Raw genomic sequence first — 15,935 nt, forward strand, 5'->3', positions numbered from 1 at the left:
CCATCAGATCCAGCCCTGAAGCTCGCGCAGCACCAGGGTGCGGATCACGTCCATACCGGGATCGCTGTCGTTGAGACAGGGGATCGCGGAAAACTGCTCGCCGCCATTATGCTTGAAGATCTCGGCATTCTCCTGCGCGATCTCCTCCAGCGTCTCCAGGCAGTCGGCGGAAAAGCCCGGCGTCACCACCGCGATGCGGCGCACGCCTTCCTTGGCCAGCCGCTCCATGGTCTTGTCGGTGTAGGGCTGGAGCCACTCGTCATTGCCGAAGCGGGACTGGAAGGTCAGCAGCAGTTTCGTCTCGTCCATGCCGAGTCGGCGGCGCAGCGCATCGGTCGTGGCGACGCAGTGGGACTGATAGGGATCGCCCTTGTCGACATAGGATTTCGGCATGCCGTGGAAGGATGCCACGATCAGCTCCGGCGCGAACGGCAGCGTCGCTAGATGCGTCTCGATCGAGATCGCGAGCGCCTCGATATAGGCCTCGTCCTCGTAATAAGGCGGCGTCACCCGCAGCGTCGGCTGATTCCGCAAGCGGGCGAGCACGCGAAACACTTCGTCGCAGACCGTCGCCGAGGTCGAGGCGGAATATTGCGGATAGAGCGGCACGGCGAGGATGCGGTCGCACCCCTTCGCGATCAGCGCATCGATGCCCGACTTGATCGAGGGATTGCCGTAGCGCATCGCCCAGTCCACGACGACGTGGTCGCTGTCAGACAGTGCGGCCGCAAGCTTGTCGCTCTGCGAGCGCGTGATGGTCTTCAGCGGCGACTCGTTCCGCTCATTGTTCCAGATCTTCTGATAGTCCAGCGCCTTGGTGCGGGGACGGCTGCGCAGGATGATGCCGTTGAGCACGAACTGCCAGACCAGCCCCTGGTCCTCGATGACGCGGGCGTCCGAGAGGAACTCCTTGAGATAGACCCGCACGCCGGGCGCATCGGCCGTATCGGGCGTGCCGAGATTGACCAGGAGCACGCCGACGCGCCGCAGGCTGGACCGGACGGCGGGCTTTTGCGCTGCGATGGGGGCAATTGTCGTCATGATCAGTTGCGTCGCGCGTTGCTCCGAACTTGTCAAGATGAGGTCGATTTCGCTAGGGTCGCGCCCAAGCGGGGAGGGGCTGATGACACTCGCGGAATTCTGCGTATTGGGAGCGCTGCTGCTTTATCTGGCGACGATCGTCTCGATCAAATGGACGCGGTTTCGCATCTTCGACAATTCCCGGCCGCGCGACCCCGCCTTCTTCGAGGATGCGCTGGCGCAGCGCGCGCTTGGTGCCCACCAGAACGGCATCGAGACCTTTCCGTTCTTCGCCTTCGCGGTGCTGCTTGCCGAATTCCGGGATTCGCCGCAGCGGCTGATTGACGAGCTCGCCGTGCTGTTCCTGATCGTGCGGATCGCCTACGTGCTGACCTATCTCGGCAACCGCCCGACACTGCGCTCGATCCTCTGGAGCATCGGTTTTGCGATCAATCTCGGGATCTTCTTCATGCCGGCGTTGAAGCGGTTTTTGCCGGTGTGATCTTTCTTCCTTCTCCCCTTGTGGGAGAAGGTGGCGCGCGTAGCGCGACGGATGAGGGGTATCTCTCCGCACGATTCAATCGTGAGAGGTTTGCTCGCGGAGAGATACCCCTCACCCGTCTCGCCGCTACGCGGCGAGCCACCCTCACCCACAAGGGGGGAGGGAAAGAGCAACCTTAAAAACACGTCGTCCGTTCGGCGGCGATGTAGCCGAACAGCAGGCCCGCGCCGAACAGCAGCACGAGAGCGGCGGCGCCGAATTCGATGCCGCGCATGAACAGCGCACCGCCGCCGTCGCGCCCGGCGCTGAGGCGGGCGGCGATGTCCTTGGCGGAGACGGCGACGACGGCGATAGCCGCGACCGTAATTGCGGTACCGAGTCCCATCAGCAAGGTCGCGGCGATGCCGGCCCAGAACAGGCCCTGCGCGAGCGCGAACACCAGCACCAGGATCGCGCCCGAGCAGGGCCGGATGCCGACGGTCAGGATCGCAGCGAACCCGCGCCGCCAGCCGCCGGGACCGGCGAGCTCGCTCGGCGTGGGGCCGTGGGAATGGCCGCAATGCTCGTCATGGACGTGGTCGTGCCCGTGGTGGTGATGGGCGTTGGCGTGACCTTGGTCGTGATGATGGTGATCATGACCGTGATCGTGGTCGTGATGATCATGGACATCATGGTGATGGCCGTGATCGTGATGGTCATGCGGCACGCCGGCGATCGCCGGCACCGGCTGGACCGCCTGCAGCGCGCGGATGAAGGTGCGGCCCTTGACCCAGACCAGCCGCAGGCCGAACAGCGCGATCAGGCCGTAGCTCGCGATCTCGATCGCGCCTTCCGCCTTGCACATGGTCTTGGCGGTGGCGTTCAGCACCCAGGCCGAGATGCCGACGATCAGGATCGCCACCAGCGACTGCATCAGCGCCGAGGCAAACGACAGCGCGATGCCGCGCCGCGCGGTCTCGCGGTTGGCGACGAGATAGGAGGCGATCACCGCCTTGCCGTGGCCGGGGCCGGCGGCGTGGAAGATGCCATAGGCAAAGGAGATGAAGAGCAGCGTCCACACCGCCGAGCCGTCGGACTTCGCGGCGCGAATGGTCGCCGACATCTGGCGATAGAATTCCGACTGCTTTGCCAACAGCCAGCCAATGACGCCGCTGGCCTCGGGCTCCGCGGCCTGCGCCGGGCGTGGTGCACCGAACGGATTTTGCGCGAGGAGATCGTGAAGCGCGGCGTCCGCCACACCGAGCACGACGACAGCCGCAGCGCAGGCAAGCAGCCCGCGTGCGAACGGGGAGAGTTGCGGCTTCAAGGGCAATCCACCGTGATCTTGTTGGCGAACATCATGCCGAAATTCGAGTTCTCACCGTTCAGGAAGGTCTGCTCGTTGAGCTTCTGCGCGGCGGCGGAGCCGTCGTTGGGACGATCGAGCTTCATCTGGCAGCCGGCGGGCGCGCCGACCAGCTTGACCGGATTGTCCTTGGCCATCTGGAAGTCGATGAAGTAGGAGCGGTCGAACACTTCGAGCACCAGCTGCTTGGGCTTGACCGGGTTCTTCAGCGGCAGCGTGAAGTGCAGGGTCAGCACGGTATCCTTGTAGTCGAGGAAGTAGTCGACCGGCTCGTTAAAACGCTCCTTCTTGCCGTCGCCTCGCGCGAAGGTGAAGTAGGCGTATTCCTTCAGCGACTCGACATTGGTCTGCGCCAGCGGCCCCAGCTCCTCGCGCGTATAGGCGCCCTTGGTCTTGCTCTCGAGCCCCTGCAGGGCATAGGCCGAGAACATGTCATCAAAGGTCCAGGCGTGGCGGACGCCGGTGATCGAGCCGTCGGCGGCGTAGAGCAGCTCGCTGGTCGCGGTGATCCAGACATGCGGATGCGCCCGCGCCGCGCCGGCTGCGAACGTCATCGCAGCGGCGAGCAACAGGCCGAACAGGGCACGCATGCCCATCAGGCTGCCCTTGCGCCATCGAGCAGGCCGCGCCGGCGGAGCAGCGCGTCGGGCTCCGGCGGGCGGCCGCGGAAGGCTTCATAGGCGGCCTCGGGATCGACCGATCCACCCGAGGAGTAGATGTCGTCGTGCAGGCGCTTTGCCACTGCAGGATCGAAGATGTCGCCGGCCTCCTCGAAGGCGCCGAAGGCGTCGGCGTCCATCACCTCCGACCACATGTAGCTGTAGTAACCGGAGGCATAATGGTCGCCGGAGAAGATGTGGCCGAACTGGGTGGGGCGGTGGCGCAGCGAGATCTCCTCGGGCATGCCGATCTTCTCCAGCTCCTTCTTCTCGAAGGCGCGGACATCCTGCGCGGCGGAAGCCGGCTGGGTGTGGAATTCGAGATCGACCAGCGCCGAGGAGACGAACTCGACCGTGGCAAAGCCCTGGTTGAACTTTCGTGCGGCGAGGAAGCGCTGGAGCAGATCGTCCGGCAGCGGCTCGCCGGTCTGGTAGTGGCGGGCGAACTGCTGCAGCACCTCGGGCCGCTCCTGCCAGTGCTCGTAGAGCTGGGACGGCAGCTCGACGAAGTCGGTGAACACCGCGGTGCCCGAGAGTGACGGATAGGTCACATTGGAGAGCATGCCGTGCAGGCCGTGGCCGAACTCATGGAACAGGGTCCGGGCATCGTCGGGCGACAGCAGCGAGGGCTCGCCGTTCGCGCCCTTGGCGAAGTTGCAGACATTGATGACGAGCGGCGCGATCTCGCCGTCGAGCTTCTGCTGGTCGCGCAGCGAGGTCATCCAGGCGCCGGAGCGCTTCGACGGCCGGGCATAGTAGTCGCCGTAGAACAGCGCCTTGTGCTTGCCGTCCGGCCCCTTTACCTCCCAGACCCTTACATCCGGGTGCCAGGCCGGCACGTCCTTGCGCTCCTCGAAGGTGATGCCGAACAGGCGGGTGGCGCAGTCGAAGGCGGCGGCGATCATGTGATCGAGCGTAAGATACGGCTTGATCGCGGCGTCGTCGAAATTGGCGCGCTGGAGGCGGAGTTTTTCGGCATAGAAGCGCCAGTCCCAGGGCGCGAGCTTGAAATTGCCGCCCTCTTCCGTGATCAGCGCCTGCATCTCGTCGCGGTCGGAGAGCGCACGCGCACGCGCCGGCTTCCAGACCCGCTCCAGCAGGCCGCGCACCGCATCCGGCGTCTTGGCCATGGAATCCTCGAGCCGGTAGGCGGCGAAGGTCGGATAGCCCAGAAGCTTGGCGCTCTCCTCGCGCAGTTGCAGGATCTCGACGATGGTGCCGTTGTTGTCGTTGGCATTGCCGTTGTCGCCGCGCGCCGTGAAGGCCTTGTAGACCTTCTCGCGCAGGTCGCGGCGGGCCGAGCTCTTCAGGAACGGCTCGGTCGAGGAGCGCGACAGCGTGACGATGGCCTTGCCGTGCATGCCGCGCTCTTCCGCCGCAGCCTTGGCGGCGGCGACAAAGCTCTCCGGCAGGCCCTCGCGGTCGGCCTCCCCCAACTCCATGAACCACTCCTGCTCGTCGCCAAGCAGGTGGTGGCTGAAGCCGGTGCCGAGTTGGGCGAGCTTCTCGTTGATCTCCGCCATCCGCGCCTTCGCCTCTTCGGAGAGGCCGGCGCCGGAACGGTGGAAACGGGTGTAGGTGCGCTCCAGCAGGCGGAGCTGCTCCGGCGAAAGACCAAGACCGGCGCGGTTCTCGTGCAGATGGGCGATGCGACCAAACAGCACGGCGTTCATCATGATCGGATTCCAGTGCCGCGCCATCCGCAAGGAGACCTCCTTGTCGATCTCCAGGATGGCCGGGTTGGAATGCGCCGAGACGAGGTCGTAGAAGACCGCCGCGACCTTGGTGAGGAGCTTGCCGGAGCGCTCCAGCGCCGTGATGGTGTTGGCGAAGTCGGCGGCCGCCGGATCGTTGGTGATCGCCGCGATCTCCGCGGAGTGATCGGCGAAGGCCTGCTCGAAGGCGGGCAGAAAGTGCTCGGGCTTGACCTCGTCGAAGGGCGGGGTCGCAAACGGCGTCACCCAGGCCTTCAGCAGCGGGTTGGTCTCGGGGTCCGTGGTTTGGCGGGGGTCTGACATCGCTAGTCCCGGTTTTTGTGGTTCGATTGTTGGGGTCAGCTATAGCACGCGATGGGGCTTTTTTGGGCCATTTGCCCTTGCTCCCGGCCGCCTTTTCGGGGAGATTGCGGCCCTCGAAGCCACGGACCCCAGAGCTCATGAACGCGCCTGTCTCCTCTTCCCGTCAGATCGTCTGGCCGAGCGTCATCACTGTCGTCAGCGCCGCCATCCTGATCGGCGCCGAGGTGTTCGGCGCCGCGTTCGCCGGCGGCTGGGCGCTCGCGATCCTGTTCGGGCTCGGCGAGCAGGGCACGCACATCCTGCAGGCTGTGCTGTTCGCGCTCGGCGTGCTCGTGATGACCGCGTTCATCCGCGCGGCTCAGCGCGTCGAGCCGTTCACGAAGCGCCGCTGACGCTTCCTCGCGCGCGCAAGACGCGCGCACGGCTGAGAAAACTTAACGCGCGTTCATCTTCCGCGCCGCTCGTGCAACACTGCGCAAGCAGATGTTAGGCAATTCTGTCCTCAGCCTAAAAAAATTCTTGCGAAGCTGAGTCAAAACGCTTATGTGCGCTCTTGCCCAATTTCGCACGTGCCTGTGGTCGTGTGTCAGTCGGTAGGTATCCGGACAAGAGGCCGGACAGCCGCCAAGGGGTGAAGAAGCCGAGGGGCTCTTCGGAAGTGCGGAAGTCGCGAGACCGAAAGGTCGGACGAGGAAGCAAACCCGGAGCGTCCAGCATCTCTCTCAAAGAGATGCCTAGTCGAAGGTGACTTCACTTTTTGCAACCGTGACTGGCAGCCGGAGGCGAACCGGCGCACCCCGCTCTCAACGGGGGACGCGACTTAAAGCAACGACGGATCGGGCTTTTTTGGTCTCTACCGGCAGTCCAACGCCGGCGCGGGCTACTGAAAAGGCTTGTCCTTCATTGCCAGGTGTGCGGGCGGGAACAATCCCAACCAATCCACGGCAGCACAGTCTGGTTTGAGTCTTTGGCTCGTCGCGCCTCCATCGCGCGATCTGGCCGGAGCGCTCTTATCCGACGACATTTTTTGAACGGATCCCCGTCGCTGGGCCGTTTGGGAGAGTGCTATGACCGAACGTATTCAGGAATTCCTGCGCAACCGCCGCAGCGAGGGCCGGGACACCGAGCCTTGCCTCGTCGTCGACCTCGAGGTCGTGCGCGACAATTACCAGACCTTTGCCAAGGCGCTGCCCGACAGCCGCGTGTTCTATGCCGTCAAGGCGAACCCGGCGCCGGAAGTGTTGTCCCTGCTAGCATCCATGGGCTCCTGCTTCGACACCGCGACAGTCGCCGAGATCGAAATGGCGCTGGCCGCAGGAGCTACGCCCGACCGCATCTCCTTCGGCAACACGATCAAGAAGGAGCGCGACATCGCGCGCGCCTTCGCGCTCGGCATCCGGCTGTTCGCGGTCGACTGCGTTCCTGAGGTCGAGAAGGTCGCCCGTGCCGCTCCCGGCGCGAAGGTGTTCTGCCGCATCCTCTATGACTGCGCCGGCGCCGAATGGCCGCTGTCGCGCAAGTTCGGCTGCGACCCGGAAATGGCTGTCGACGTGCTCGACGTTGCCAAGCGCCTGGGCCTGGAGCCGTGCGGCATCTCCTTCCATGTCGGCTCGCAGCAGCGCAAGGTGAAGGCGTGGGACCGTGCGCTGGCGATGGCCTCGCAGGTGTTCCGCGACTGCGCCGAGCGCGGCATCAACCTCTCTATGGTCAACATGGGCGGCGGCTTCCCGACCAAGTACCTGAAGGACGTGCCGCCGGTGGTCACCTACGGCCGCTCGATCTTCCGCGCGCTGCGCAAGCACTTCGGCAACCAGATTCCGGAGACCATCATCGAGCCGGGTCGCGGCATGGTGGGCAATGCCGGCATCATCGAATCCGAAGTCGTGCTCATCTCGAAGAAGAGCGACGAGGACGAGGTGCGCTGGGTGTATTTGGACATCGGCAAGTTCGGCGGTCTCGCCGAGACCATGGACGAGTCGATCCGTTACGCCATCCGCACCCCGCATGACGGTGCGGACATGACGCCGTGCGTGCTCGCAGGCCCGACCTGCGACAGCGCCGACGTGCTGTACGAGAAGAGCCCGTATCCGCTCCCCGTCACGCTCGAGATCGGCGACAAGCTGCTGATCGAAGGCACCGGGGCCTATACGTCGACCTACTCGGCGGTGGCGTTCAACGGCATCCCGCCGCTGAAGACGTACCACATCTGATTTGCCACATCTGATCCGCCTCTCGTTTTGAGGCCTGACGAACCCGGGAGCCGGTCCGCCGGCTCCCTTCCTGACATTGCCATTCTGACGACGTCTTGAGCCGGCGTGCTTCTCGCACGCGGGTTCAAGCGGGGACTGACGCGCCATGACTGCTTTTCGGAAGCCACAAGTCGCCCTCACTTCGAAAGCCGCTCCGTTCGCGATCCGTGCGGAACGTGCTGCCGACGTCGCCGCCCGTGAAGCGCTGCTGGATGCAAGCTTTGGCGAGAACCGCCACGGCCGCACCTGCCAGCGCCTGCGCGACGGACGTGCACCTGCCGCAGGCCTTGCCCTGTCGGCTGTGCGCGAGGGGACACTCGTGGGAACCGTGCGGCTGTGGCACGTCAGCGCCGGAGGCAGGCCCGCTTTGGTCCTCGGACCGCTGGCGGTGGACCCTGCCTTCCGCGAGCTCGGGATCGGCGCCGCGCTGATGCATCAAGCGCTGGCCGCCGCCCGGGCGCGCGGGCATGCCGCCGTGATCCTTCTCGGCGATGCCCCCTATTACGCCCGCTTCGGCTTCTCGCCCGAGAAGACCGGCGCATTGATGCTGCCCGGCCCGTTCGAGCGCGATCGCCTGCTGGCGATCGAATTCCAGGCCGGTGCGCTGGATGGCGTTGAGGGGATGATCGTGCCGACCGGCACGGCCCTGCCCAAACGGAGGGTAGTTCGCGCCCTCCAGGCGCACGCGGCCTAAGGGATTGCCATGATGGCGACGACTTAAGCCGCGTTCCGCGGCGATGCTCGCGCGTGCCCGTTCCTTTGGGGTTGCGCGGGCCTGAGAAACGCCCTTTAACCCGCCAACACCCCGTTCAGTCGAGGCCCACGACCATGTCCCGTCGCCTGATCTCCACCGGCTCTCCCCTCGAGAAGACTGTCGGCTACAGCCGCGCCGTGATCGACGGCGAGTTCGCCTTCGTCGCCGGAACCACCGGCTATGACTACACGACGATGACGATGCCATCAGATGTCACGAGCCAGTCACGCAACTGCTTCAAGACCATCGAAGCCGCCCTGAAGGAGGGCGGATTCGAGATGGCCGATATCGTCCGTGCGACCTACTACGTCACCGACGCCAGCTACATCGATGCCCACTTCGCCGTCTGCGGCGAGGTTCTCGGCGATATCAGGCCGGCTGCGACATTGCTGGTCGTCAGCGCCCTCGCCAAGCCCGAGATGAAGGTCGAGATCGAAGTCACCGCCAAGCGCCGCAGCGTCTGACAAGCGCCGCAGCGCCTGATCCACCCCCCCACCCTTTGTCTGCCAGCACGTTCCGGAGAAACCATCCCATGAGCCACCCCTCGCAGATCTACGCGAAGATCACTGGTCCCATCGTCATGGTCGGCTTCGGCTCCATCGGCAAAGGAACGCTGCCGATGATCGAGCGGCATCTCGACTACGACAAGTCGCGCGTCACCGTGATCGATCCCAAGGACGAGGGCCGCAAGGCGCATTGCGAGAAGCAGAACGTCCGCTTCATCCAGAAGGCCGTGACCCGGGACAATTACCGGGAGTTGCTGACCCCGCTGCTCACCGAAGGCGGCGGCCAGGGTTTTTGCGTCAATCTCTCGGTCGATACCGGCTCCACCGACATCATGGAGCTCTGCAATGAGCTCGGCGCGCTCTACATCGATACCGTCAACGAGCCCTGGCTCGGTTTCTATTTCGATTCCTCGAAGGGCCCGGAAGCGCGTTCCAACTACGCGCTTCGCGAAGTGACGCTGGCCGCCAAGAAGGCGCGCCCGGCGGGCTCGACGACGGCCGTCTCCTGCTGTGGCGCCAATCCCGGCATGGTCTCCTTTTTCGTCAAGCAGGCGCTGCTCAACGTCGCCGCCGACCTGAAGCTCAATGCCCCCAAGCCGAAGACCAAGGCCGAGTGGGCCGATTTGATGCGGCAGGCCGGCATCAAGGGCATCCACATCGCCGAGCGTGACACCCAGCGCTCCAAGTCGCCGAAAGAGCCTGATGTCTTCGTCAACACCTGGTCGGTCGAAGGCTTCCTGTCGGAAGGCGTGCAGCCGTCCGAACTCGGCTGGGGCACCCATGAAAAATGGATGCCCGAGAATGCGCGGACCCACGAAGCCGGCTGCGGCGCCGCCATCTATCTGATGCAGCCCGGCGCCAACACGCGCGTGCGCACCTGGTGCCCGACCCGCGGCGCGCAGTATGGCTTTCTCGTCACCCACAACGAGTCGATCTCGATCTCCGATTACTTCACGGTGCGCGACGCATCGGGCACAGCGGTCTACCGGCCGACCTGCCACTACGCCTACCATCCGGCCGACGATGCCGTGCTGTCGCTGCACGAAATGTTCGGCCGTGCCGCGAAGATGCAGGAAAAGCACCACATCCTCGATGAGAACGAAATCGTCGACGGCATCGACGAACTGGGCGTGCTGCTGTTCGGCCACGACAACAATGCCTATTGGTACGGCTCGCAGCTCTCCATCGAAGAGACCCGCCAACTCGCGCCCTATCAGAACGCCACCGGCCTGCAGGTGACCTCCGCCGTGCTCGGCGGCATGGTGTGGGCGCTGGAAAACCCGAACGAAGGCATCGTCGAAGCCGACGAGATGGATTTCGATCGTCTGCTGGAGATCCAGCTGCCGTATCTCGGCCCGGTGAAGGGTTACTACACCGACTGGACGCCGCTGACGGATCGTCCGGGACTGTTCCCGGAAGACATCGACACGAGCGATCCCTGGCAGTTCCGGAATGTCCTGGTGCGCTGACCTCTCAGCGCTTCCGGTTGATAGCGATGCCCGGCCTTGTGCCGGGCATTTCTTTTTGCCGACCTATTTCGCCAAGTAATCGAACGCCACGCTGCCGAGCCCGAGCGTCAGGTCCGCTTTGAAATGCAGCGCCGAGACCACCTCGCGCACCGGCAGGCGGGCGACGTCGCAGAGTGCGTGAGGAAACAGGCCGAGCGCGGCAGGGCCGGTCCATGCTTCCTTCAGCACGACGTCATCGAGATGAAACCGCACCAGCTCGCAGATCCGCGGGCTGCCGTCGACATGCGGGATGATCTTCAGGATGAAGTTCGGCGCCGCCATCGATTTCAGCACCATGTCGTGGTCGACCTTGCGGTGCTTGTAGCCCATCGTGGCCGAAGCGCAGAGGACCGAGCCGTAATGCAGCGAGCCGACCAGGACGTCGCTCTCGATCTCGATCTTGGGCCTTGCGAGCTTTTTCGGAAAGCCCCACAGCTCGCGGCCGCCGGCGATCGGGGCCTCGTCGTCCAGATACATCGCGTGGGTGTAGCCGCCCTCCTCGCCCTTGAAGCGGACCGGAATCACCTGCCCGGTTTCGGTGTAGTCGCCGAATCCGGTCGAGTCGGGCATGCGGATGAATTCGTATTTCACCACCGGCTCCGCCACCTCGAGCGGCTCGGGCACGATGGCGGCGAGGGCTTCGGGATCGGTCCTGTAGGTGATGATGAAATATTCGCGGTCGAAGAAGCGATATGGCCCCGGCGGGAATGCCGGGTTGGTGAGCGGCATCGAATAAGCGGTGCGGCGGACGTCTTCGATCTTCATGGGAGGCCCCATCTGTCGTTGGCGCGACAGATTATGGAACGGGCCGTCTGCCGAGGCGAGATCAAATGCGCGTCACAATACGCCGGCCGCCGGGCTACTTCTCCTTGATCGGCGGCGCGATCTTCTCCGCGGGCGCCGCCGGCAGTGCCGGCTTGGTCGCCGCACCCTGCGTCTGCGGATCGGGGCGCGCGGGCTCGGGGGCCGGCGTGGTCGGCCGGTCGCCACCGGGCTTGGCCTGCGCGGGCGTCTTGTCCTGATCGCTGGACGGCGTGCCCTGGAGCGGTTGCGTCGCCTGCGCCGTCTGCGTCCGGCTTTCGGCCCGGATCTGCGCCAGCGATAGACCTGACACCACGACGCCTGCTGCGAACAGCGAGCAGGCGATCATCAGGTCGCGTTTCAGTCTGCGCTTGTCATTTGGGCCGGGCATGTCGATCACCGCCTTTGTCCGCGGGACCAACGAACTTGCCCGACTGCGGTTCCATGGCGGACGAGGCGGGAACCGTGCCTTCGCGCGCCAAAACGCCACGCTCAGTCGGAGGTGTTGACTTCCGCGTGGCGGACGCCCGGCAGGTGCTGGAGATCGGTCGCCACCGCGTTCAGCTCGTTCGGATCGACTGCGGTCGCAACCAGCTTTGCGACAATCTCGATCAGGTCATCCCCAGTCTCAACCACGTCGATATCGGCCACCGGATATTTCGCGGCCTCCAACTTGTCGACGAGACGGTCGCGCATGTCGGGCAGGGCGTCGGCCGCGACGGCGAGCTTGAAATAGTAGGTCGCCTCCGAGGTCTTCTCGTTCAGCGGAATGCGGTTGATGGCGTTGACCAGCGGGCGCAGCATGGTGTTGCCGGCGATGACGAACACGGTCAGCGCGGCCGCCTGCGCGACCATGTCCGCGCCGGCACAGGAGCCGACGGCGGCCGAGGCCCACAGCGTCGCCGCGGTGTTGAGCCCGCGCACGTCCATGCCCTGCTTCATGATGACGCCGGCGCCGAGGAAGCCGATGCCCGAGACAACATAGGAGATCACGCGGACCGCACCGTCGGCGCCGGTCAGGTGCATGGCGAGATCGACGAAGGCGGCAGCACCGACCGCGACCAGCACGTTGGTGCGCAGACCCGCGGTGCGCTGGCGGTACTGCCGCTCGGCGCCGATCAGCGTGCCCAGCACGAAGGCTGTGAACAGGCTGACCAGCGTGTCGGCGAAGTCAGCAATCTGGAAGGTCGTCAAAAACCGCATGGTCCCTCGCACGGGTTGGCACACGATCTATGCGAGAGTGCCGACGAGGTCAATTTGAACGGGCACCGGCTGTGGAAGCCGATGCCCGGTCGTCTTGCTTTCTCCGCCTTAATGAGCGGCCGCGAGCAACATCTGCTGGGGCGGCGTGTAGTTCAGCACGGTGCCGCCGTTGCCGTCGGAGGCGAGCACGAAGGACGAGGCCGAGTATTGCGCCAGCAGGGCCCAGGAGTAGCTCTGGCCGCCGTCGGTCGTGACCGTCAAATTGTTCGCGCCGTCGACATCGACACTGCTGACCACCGTGTTGCGGAAGTCGATGGTGTCATCGGCGCCGAAATTGGCGATCGAGCCGGTCAGACCCGCCGGCGTGTCCAGCACCAGCGCTGCGCCGTCGGAGCCGCCGAAATCGACGTTCTGGAGCAGGCCGCCGGCGTAGACATGCTCGCTGCCGCCATCCAGATGCGCGTTCGAGACGTTGCCGCCCGCCCCGACATCCTGCTCGCCACCGCCGCTGACCGTCGTTGCGGTCGCAGCGCCTGCGACGAACTGATAGCCGCCATTGATCGTCGCGCTGCCGTCGGTAGCGCCGGCGTCCACGTACTGGAAGCCGCCGGCTGCGATCGTCGTGCCCGTTGTCGCGCCACCGGAGCCGACATATTGCCGCCCACCGGCATTGATGACGGTGCCGGCAGCGTGGCCATTGCCGAGCACCTGCTGATCGCCGTCGAGCACGGTGTCGGTGACGGTACCTTGGTAAACATCCTGGTAGCCACCCGCCGCGACCGTCGTTCCGGCGGCCCTACCGCCCTGATAGACGTGTTGGGAGCCGCCACTCGCGACGAGGACGCCATTCGCCGTGCCGTAATCGTATTGATTGCCGCCGGCGCCCACCGTCGTGCCCGTCGCCGTTCCGCTCAGATATTGCGTTCCGCCGTCGATCGTCGAGTTGACGTCGCGGCCGCCGGCGGCAACGGACTGCTGTCCGCCAGCCTTGATCGTGGTGTGGGCCGAGGTGCCGTTAGCGTAGACCTGCCCGAAACCGTACAACAGGGTATCTGTCGCACGCCCACCGGCGCGGATGTCCTGATAGCCGCCGGCTTCGATCATCGCGCCGGTCGTGCCGGTGCCAAAAACATGCTGCTGGCCGCCGTTCTTGACCACCGATCCGGTCGAGATGCCGTAGTCTTCTTCGATTCCGTTGCGCAAGACGGTCGCCCCGACCGAGGTGCCGCGGACAACAAGGCTCGGGTTGAAGGACGAGGAGGCCGCCGCGACGATCGCGTTCTCAAGTGAGGCGCCGCTCGCTAGCGTGTAGCCAAAGGCGAGAGGGATCGATTGCGACACGCCGGTATTGCCGGCGGCGTCGCGCAGACGGGCCGTCACATAGGAAAGTCCGGTTGCCGGAGACAGATTGTCCAGCCGCCAGGTGCCGTCGGCGGCGCTGGTGACTGCGTGATCCGTTGGACCAAACGACAAGGTGAGCGCGGAGGTCGCGTCAGCCAGGTCGAGCGTGCCCCGGACGGTGATCGAAAAGGGCGTTGCATCGGAATTTTCGATGCTCGTGATCGCGAGGACGGGGGCGGTCGCATCGACCGTAAAGGTGAATGCGGGCCCGGGGTTGCTATGGTTGCCCAGGCTATCCGTGGCGGTCGCGGCGTAGCTGTAGGTCGAGCCGTCCTGGAGGCCGGACACGCCGAGGCTCCAGCTGCCGTCGCTGCCAACCGTGGTGACGCCAACGACGGAATTGTCGCCGGCATTCGTGACCGTGACGGTGTCTCCGGCATTGCCGGAGCCGGACAGGGTCGTCATCCCGCCATGGAAGTGCGCCGCGTTGATGTAATTGTTGCCGTCCGCACCCGGCGTCACGTCCGCATCGACGATCGTCAGGGCCGGAGGCGTGCGGCTGATCGTATATTGCGTGGTGGTCGAATTCGGCGCGGTGAGGAAAACATCCTCGCCGGTCGAGGAGTTGCTCGTTGTCCACTCCACCACCACGTCGGCTTTTCCGTCTCCATTGAGGTCACCGACGGTGATTCCGTTGGCGCCCGAAGCGAGCGGCAACGTCACCGCCGGGCCGAACGTGCCGTCACCGCGACTGTAGAAGGTCGAAAGCGTATTGTTGCTGCTAGCGACCACGGCGAGGTCCGTTTTACCGTCGCCATTGAAGTCCGCGGCCGCCAAGTTCCAGATGGGCGCCGGTGTCAGGAAGGTCTGTGGCGACGCGAAGGTGCCGTCGCCGTTGCCGAGCAGGATCGCAATCGAGTTGTTGGTTCCGAGTGCAAGATCAAGCTTGCCGTCGCCGTTGAAGTCGCCGCTGATCGTTCTGGATGAGGTGCCGGCCGTGATCGGGGATTGGAACGTGCCATCCCCGTTGCCAAGCCGCACGGCAACCGGCGAACTTGACGAGTCCTGCACAAGCAGATCGATCTTTCCATCGCCGTTGAAATCTCCGCTTGCGAAGGCGTTGGAGGCATTCGTGGCAATGGGCGATCCGAAAGAACCATCGCCGTTACCGAGCAGCAGCGACGTGCCGATGTTGTTCGACATGATCACGTCGGCCCTGCCGTCGCCGTTGAAGTCGGCAAACGCCCTGATATTGCCGCCAGTGCTGCCACCCGTCGCATACTTCGTCGCCGCCGCGAACGTGCCGTCGCCATTGCCCAGCCTGACGTCCAGGGTCCCGGTGAAGATGTTGCCCATCAGGACGTCCAGCTTGCCGTCGCCGTTGACGTCGCCGAGTCGAATCGACGATTCCAGCTCCGAGGCGCCGGTCAGCGAGGTTTGCTTGAACTGGCCCGTGCCGTCATTGGTCCTGACATCGAGAAAATATGCGGAAGCGCTGACGGTTCGGATGTACACCATATCCTGCTTGCCATCGCCGTTGACGTCGCCGACCGCCGCCGTGTTGATGATGCTGAAGCGCGGGCCGGCCATCTGCGACTCGGACTGGAATGGCCCGATATAATAGCCGCTGGAATCGTGCACATTGGTGCCGGTCAGTTGCAGCCCCAGCGAACCGCTGCCCGAGCCGGTGTTGACCGTGACCGTGTAGCTCGCGCCGTTGCTGCCAGCCACCGGCGTGATGTCCGTGATGCCGGCACCATTGATGCTCCCCGTCGTGGCGAGGGTGAACTGATCGACCGTGACGCCGGACACCGGCTTCGAAAAGGTGACGGTGTAGTGCACGACGGACGCGTCGGTCGACGACGGATCGGTGCCTGTGATGCTGACGAGCGTCGGAAGATCGGGGATGAGTGGCATGGGGATTCCCTGGCGTGGCGCTTGATGCGAGGATTCGAATTGCACGCCGGCTCCGGACAGGCCGACGCCAAGCGCAACTGATCGCGCGGCAGCAATTCGAAATTGCACGCCG

14 protein-coding genes are annotated in these 15,935 nt (G+C 64.9%); 6 read left to right on the top strand and 8 right to left on the bottom strand.

Annotated features, from left to right (window positions below; genetic code table 11):
* Positions 1-3 precede the first annotated feature (3 nt).
* The gene (gene hemH / locus AB7Z56_RS38915) at positions 4-1,041 is read right to left on the bottom strand and encodes a ferrochelatase (protein ID WP_063985709.1); all 1,038 of its coding nucleotides are present in this window, start codon (positions 1,039-1,041) and stop codon (positions 4-6) included.
* An 82-nt stretch (positions 1,042-1,123) separates the two neighbouring features.
* On the opposite strand from hemH, the gene AB7Z56_RS38920 reads away from it, so the two are divergent.
* Positions 1,124-1,522, top strand: a complete 399-nt coding sequence (locus AB7Z56_RS38920) for an MAPEG family protein (protein WP_063985710.1) — start codon at positions 1,124-1,126, stop codon at positions 1,520-1,522.
* A gap of 175 nt (positions 1,523-1,697) precedes the next feature.
* Here the strand turns inward: AB7Z56_RS38920 and AB7Z56_RS38925 are convergent, their stop codons facing one another.
* From AB7Z56_RS38925 to AB7Z56_RS38935, 3 genes are read right to left on the bottom strand one after another with little or no spacing between them, the layout of a single operon-like run.
* Complete coding sequence (locus tag AB7Z56_RS38925; protein WP_187387826.1) at positions 1,698-2,828, bottom strand: nickel/cobalt transporter; 1,131 nt, start codon at positions 2,826-2,828, stop codon at positions 1,698-1,700.
* Positions 2,825-3,463, bottom strand: coding sequence for a DUF1007 family protein (locus AB7Z56_RS38930; protein ID WP_063985712.1), 639 nt, complete (start codon positions 3,461-3,463; stop codon positions 2,825-2,827). Before AB7Z56_RS38930 ends, AB7Z56_RS38925 begins: the two co-directional genes overlap by 4 nt.
* Positions 3,463-5,544: a M3 family metallopeptidase gene (locus AB7Z56_RS38935; protein ID WP_063985713.1), complete on the bottom strand. Its 2,082-nt coding sequence runs from the start codon at positions 5,542-5,544 to the stop codon at positions 3,463-3,465. Before AB7Z56_RS38935 ends, AB7Z56_RS38930 begins: the two co-directional genes overlap by 1 nt.
* A 137-nt stretch (positions 5,545-5,681) precedes the next feature.
* Here AB7Z56_RS38935 and AB7Z56_RS38940 point away from each other — a divergent pair, with 137 nt between their 5' ends.
* From AB7Z56_RS38940 to AB7Z56_RS38960, 5 genes are all read left to right on the top strand, one after another.
* Positions 5,682-5,936, top strand: a complete 255-nt coding sequence (locus AB7Z56_RS38940; RefSeq protein WP_063985714.1) for a hypothetical protein — start codon at positions 5,682-5,684, stop codon at positions 5,934-5,936.
* Positions 5,937-6,611: 675 nt separating this feature from the next.
* The gene (locus AB7Z56_RS38945; protein WP_063985715.1) at positions 6,612-7,754 is read left to right on the top strand and encodes a type III PLP-dependent enzyme; all 1,143 of its coding nucleotides are present in this window, start codon (positions 6,612-6,614) and stop codon (positions 7,752-7,754) included.
* Positions 7,755-7,899: 145 nt separating this feature from the next.
* A complete protein-coding gene (locus tag AB7Z56_RS38950) occupies positions 7,900-8,487 on the top strand; it encodes a GNAT family N-acetyltransferase (RefSeq protein ID WP_283017744.1) in 588 nt (195 codons plus the stop codon).
* A 134-nt stretch (positions 8,488-8,621) separates the two neighbouring features.
* Positions 8,622-9,011: a RidA family protein gene (locus tag AB7Z56_RS38955; protein WP_063985717.1), complete on the top strand. Its 390-nt coding sequence runs from the start codon at positions 8,622-8,624 to the stop codon at positions 9,009-9,011.
* A 68-nt stretch (positions 9,012-9,079) separates the two neighbouring features.
* A complete protein-coding gene (locus tag AB7Z56_RS38960) occupies positions 9,080-10,522 on the top strand; it encodes a homospermidine synthase (RefSeq protein ID WP_063985718.1) in 1,443 nt (480 codons plus the stop codon).
* A gap of 63 nt (positions 10,523-10,585) precedes the next feature.
* Here AB7Z56_RS38960 and AB7Z56_RS38965 read toward each other — a convergent pair whose 3' ends face one another.
* The 4 genes from AB7Z56_RS38965 to AB7Z56_RS38980 all read right to left on the bottom strand — a co-directional run bounded on the left by AB7Z56_RS38965 (position 10,586) and on the right by AB7Z56_RS38980 (position 15,823).
* A complete protein-coding gene (locus AB7Z56_RS38965; protein ID WP_063985719.1) occupies positions 10,586-11,326 on the bottom strand; it encodes an acetoacetate decarboxylase in 741 nt (246 codons plus the stop codon).
* Positions 11,327-11,420: 94 nt separating this feature from the next.
* Positions 11,421-11,753 (bottom strand): hypothetical protein, encoded by a 333-nt coding sequence (locus AB7Z56_RS38970; RefSeq protein WP_063986723.1) that lies wholly within the window; start codon positions 11,751-11,753, stop codon positions 11,421-11,423.
* A gap of 101 nt (positions 11,754-11,854) precedes the next feature.
* Complete coding sequence (locus tag AB7Z56_RS38975; protein WP_283017745.1) at positions 11,855-12,565, bottom strand: MgtC/SapB family protein; 711 nt, start codon at positions 12,563-12,565, stop codon at positions 11,855-11,857.
* 108 nt (positions 12,566-12,673) lie between these two features.
* Complete coding sequence (locus AB7Z56_RS38980) at positions 12,674-15,823, bottom strand: beta strand repeat-containing protein (protein ID WP_283017746.1); 3,150 nt, start codon at positions 15,821-15,823, stop codon at positions 12,674-12,676.
* Positions 15,824-15,935 lie beyond the last annotated feature (112 nt).

Source organism: Bradyrhizobium sp. 482_C4_N1_8 (assembly GCF_052075965.1).
GTDB classification, from domain to species: domain Bacteria; phylum Pseudomonadota; class Alphaproteobacteria; order Rhizobiales; family Xanthobacteraceae; genus Bradyrhizobium; species Bradyrhizobium barranii.

Bases quoted from the DNA above. Each gene is read 5' to 3' on its own strand.
- AB7Z56_RS38945 (WP_063985715.1), top strand. From the start codon at position 6,612: ATGACCGAACGTATTCAGGAATTCCTGCGCAACCGCCGCAGCGAGGGC.
- AB7Z56_RS38980 (WP_283017746.1), bottom strand. From the start codon at position 15,823: ATGCCACTCATCCCCGATCTTCCGACGCTCGTCAGCATCACAGGCACC.
- hemH (WP_063985709.1), bottom strand. From the start codon at position 1,041: ATGACGACAATTGCCCCCATCGCAGCGCAAAAGCCCGCCGTCCGGTCC.
- AB7Z56_RS38930 (WP_063985712.1), bottom strand. From the start codon at position 3,463: ATGGGCATGCGTGCCCTGTTCGGCCTGTTGCTCGCCGCTGCGATGACG.
- AB7Z56_RS38965 (WP_063985719.1), bottom strand. From the start codon at position 11,326: ATGAAGATCGAAGACGTCCGCCGCACCGCTTATTCGATGCCGCTCACC.
- AB7Z56_RS38955 (WP_063985717.1), top strand. From the start codon at position 8,622: ATGTCCCGTCGCCTGATCTCCACCGGCTCTCCCCTCGAGAAGACTGTC.
- AB7Z56_RS38960 (WP_063985718.1), top strand. From the start codon at position 9,080: ATGAGCCACCCCTCGCAGATCTACGCGAAGATCACTGGTCCCATCGTC.
- AB7Z56_RS38935 (WP_063985713.1), bottom strand. From the start codon at position 5,544: ATGTCAGACCCCCGCCAAACCACGGACCCCGAGACCAACCCGCTGCTG.
- AB7Z56_RS38975 (WP_283017745.1), bottom strand. From the start codon at position 12,565: ATGCGGTTTTTGACGACCTTCCAGATTGCTGACTTCGCCGACACGCTG.
- AB7Z56_RS38940 (WP_063985714.1), top strand. From the start codon at position 5,682: ATGAACGCGCCTGTCTCCTCTTCCCGTCAGATCGTCTGGCCGAGCGTC.
- AB7Z56_RS38950 (WP_283017744.1), top strand. From the start codon at position 7,900: ATGACTGCTTTTCGGAAGCCACAAGTCGCCCTCACTTCGAAAGCCGCT.
- AB7Z56_RS38920 (WP_063985710.1), top strand. From the start codon at position 1,124: ATGACACTCGCGGAATTCTGCGTATTGGGAGCGCTGCTGCTTTATCTG.
- AB7Z56_RS38970 (WP_063986723.1), bottom strand. From the start codon at position 11,753: ATGCCCGGCCCAAATGACAAGCGCAGACTGAAACGCGACCTGATGATC.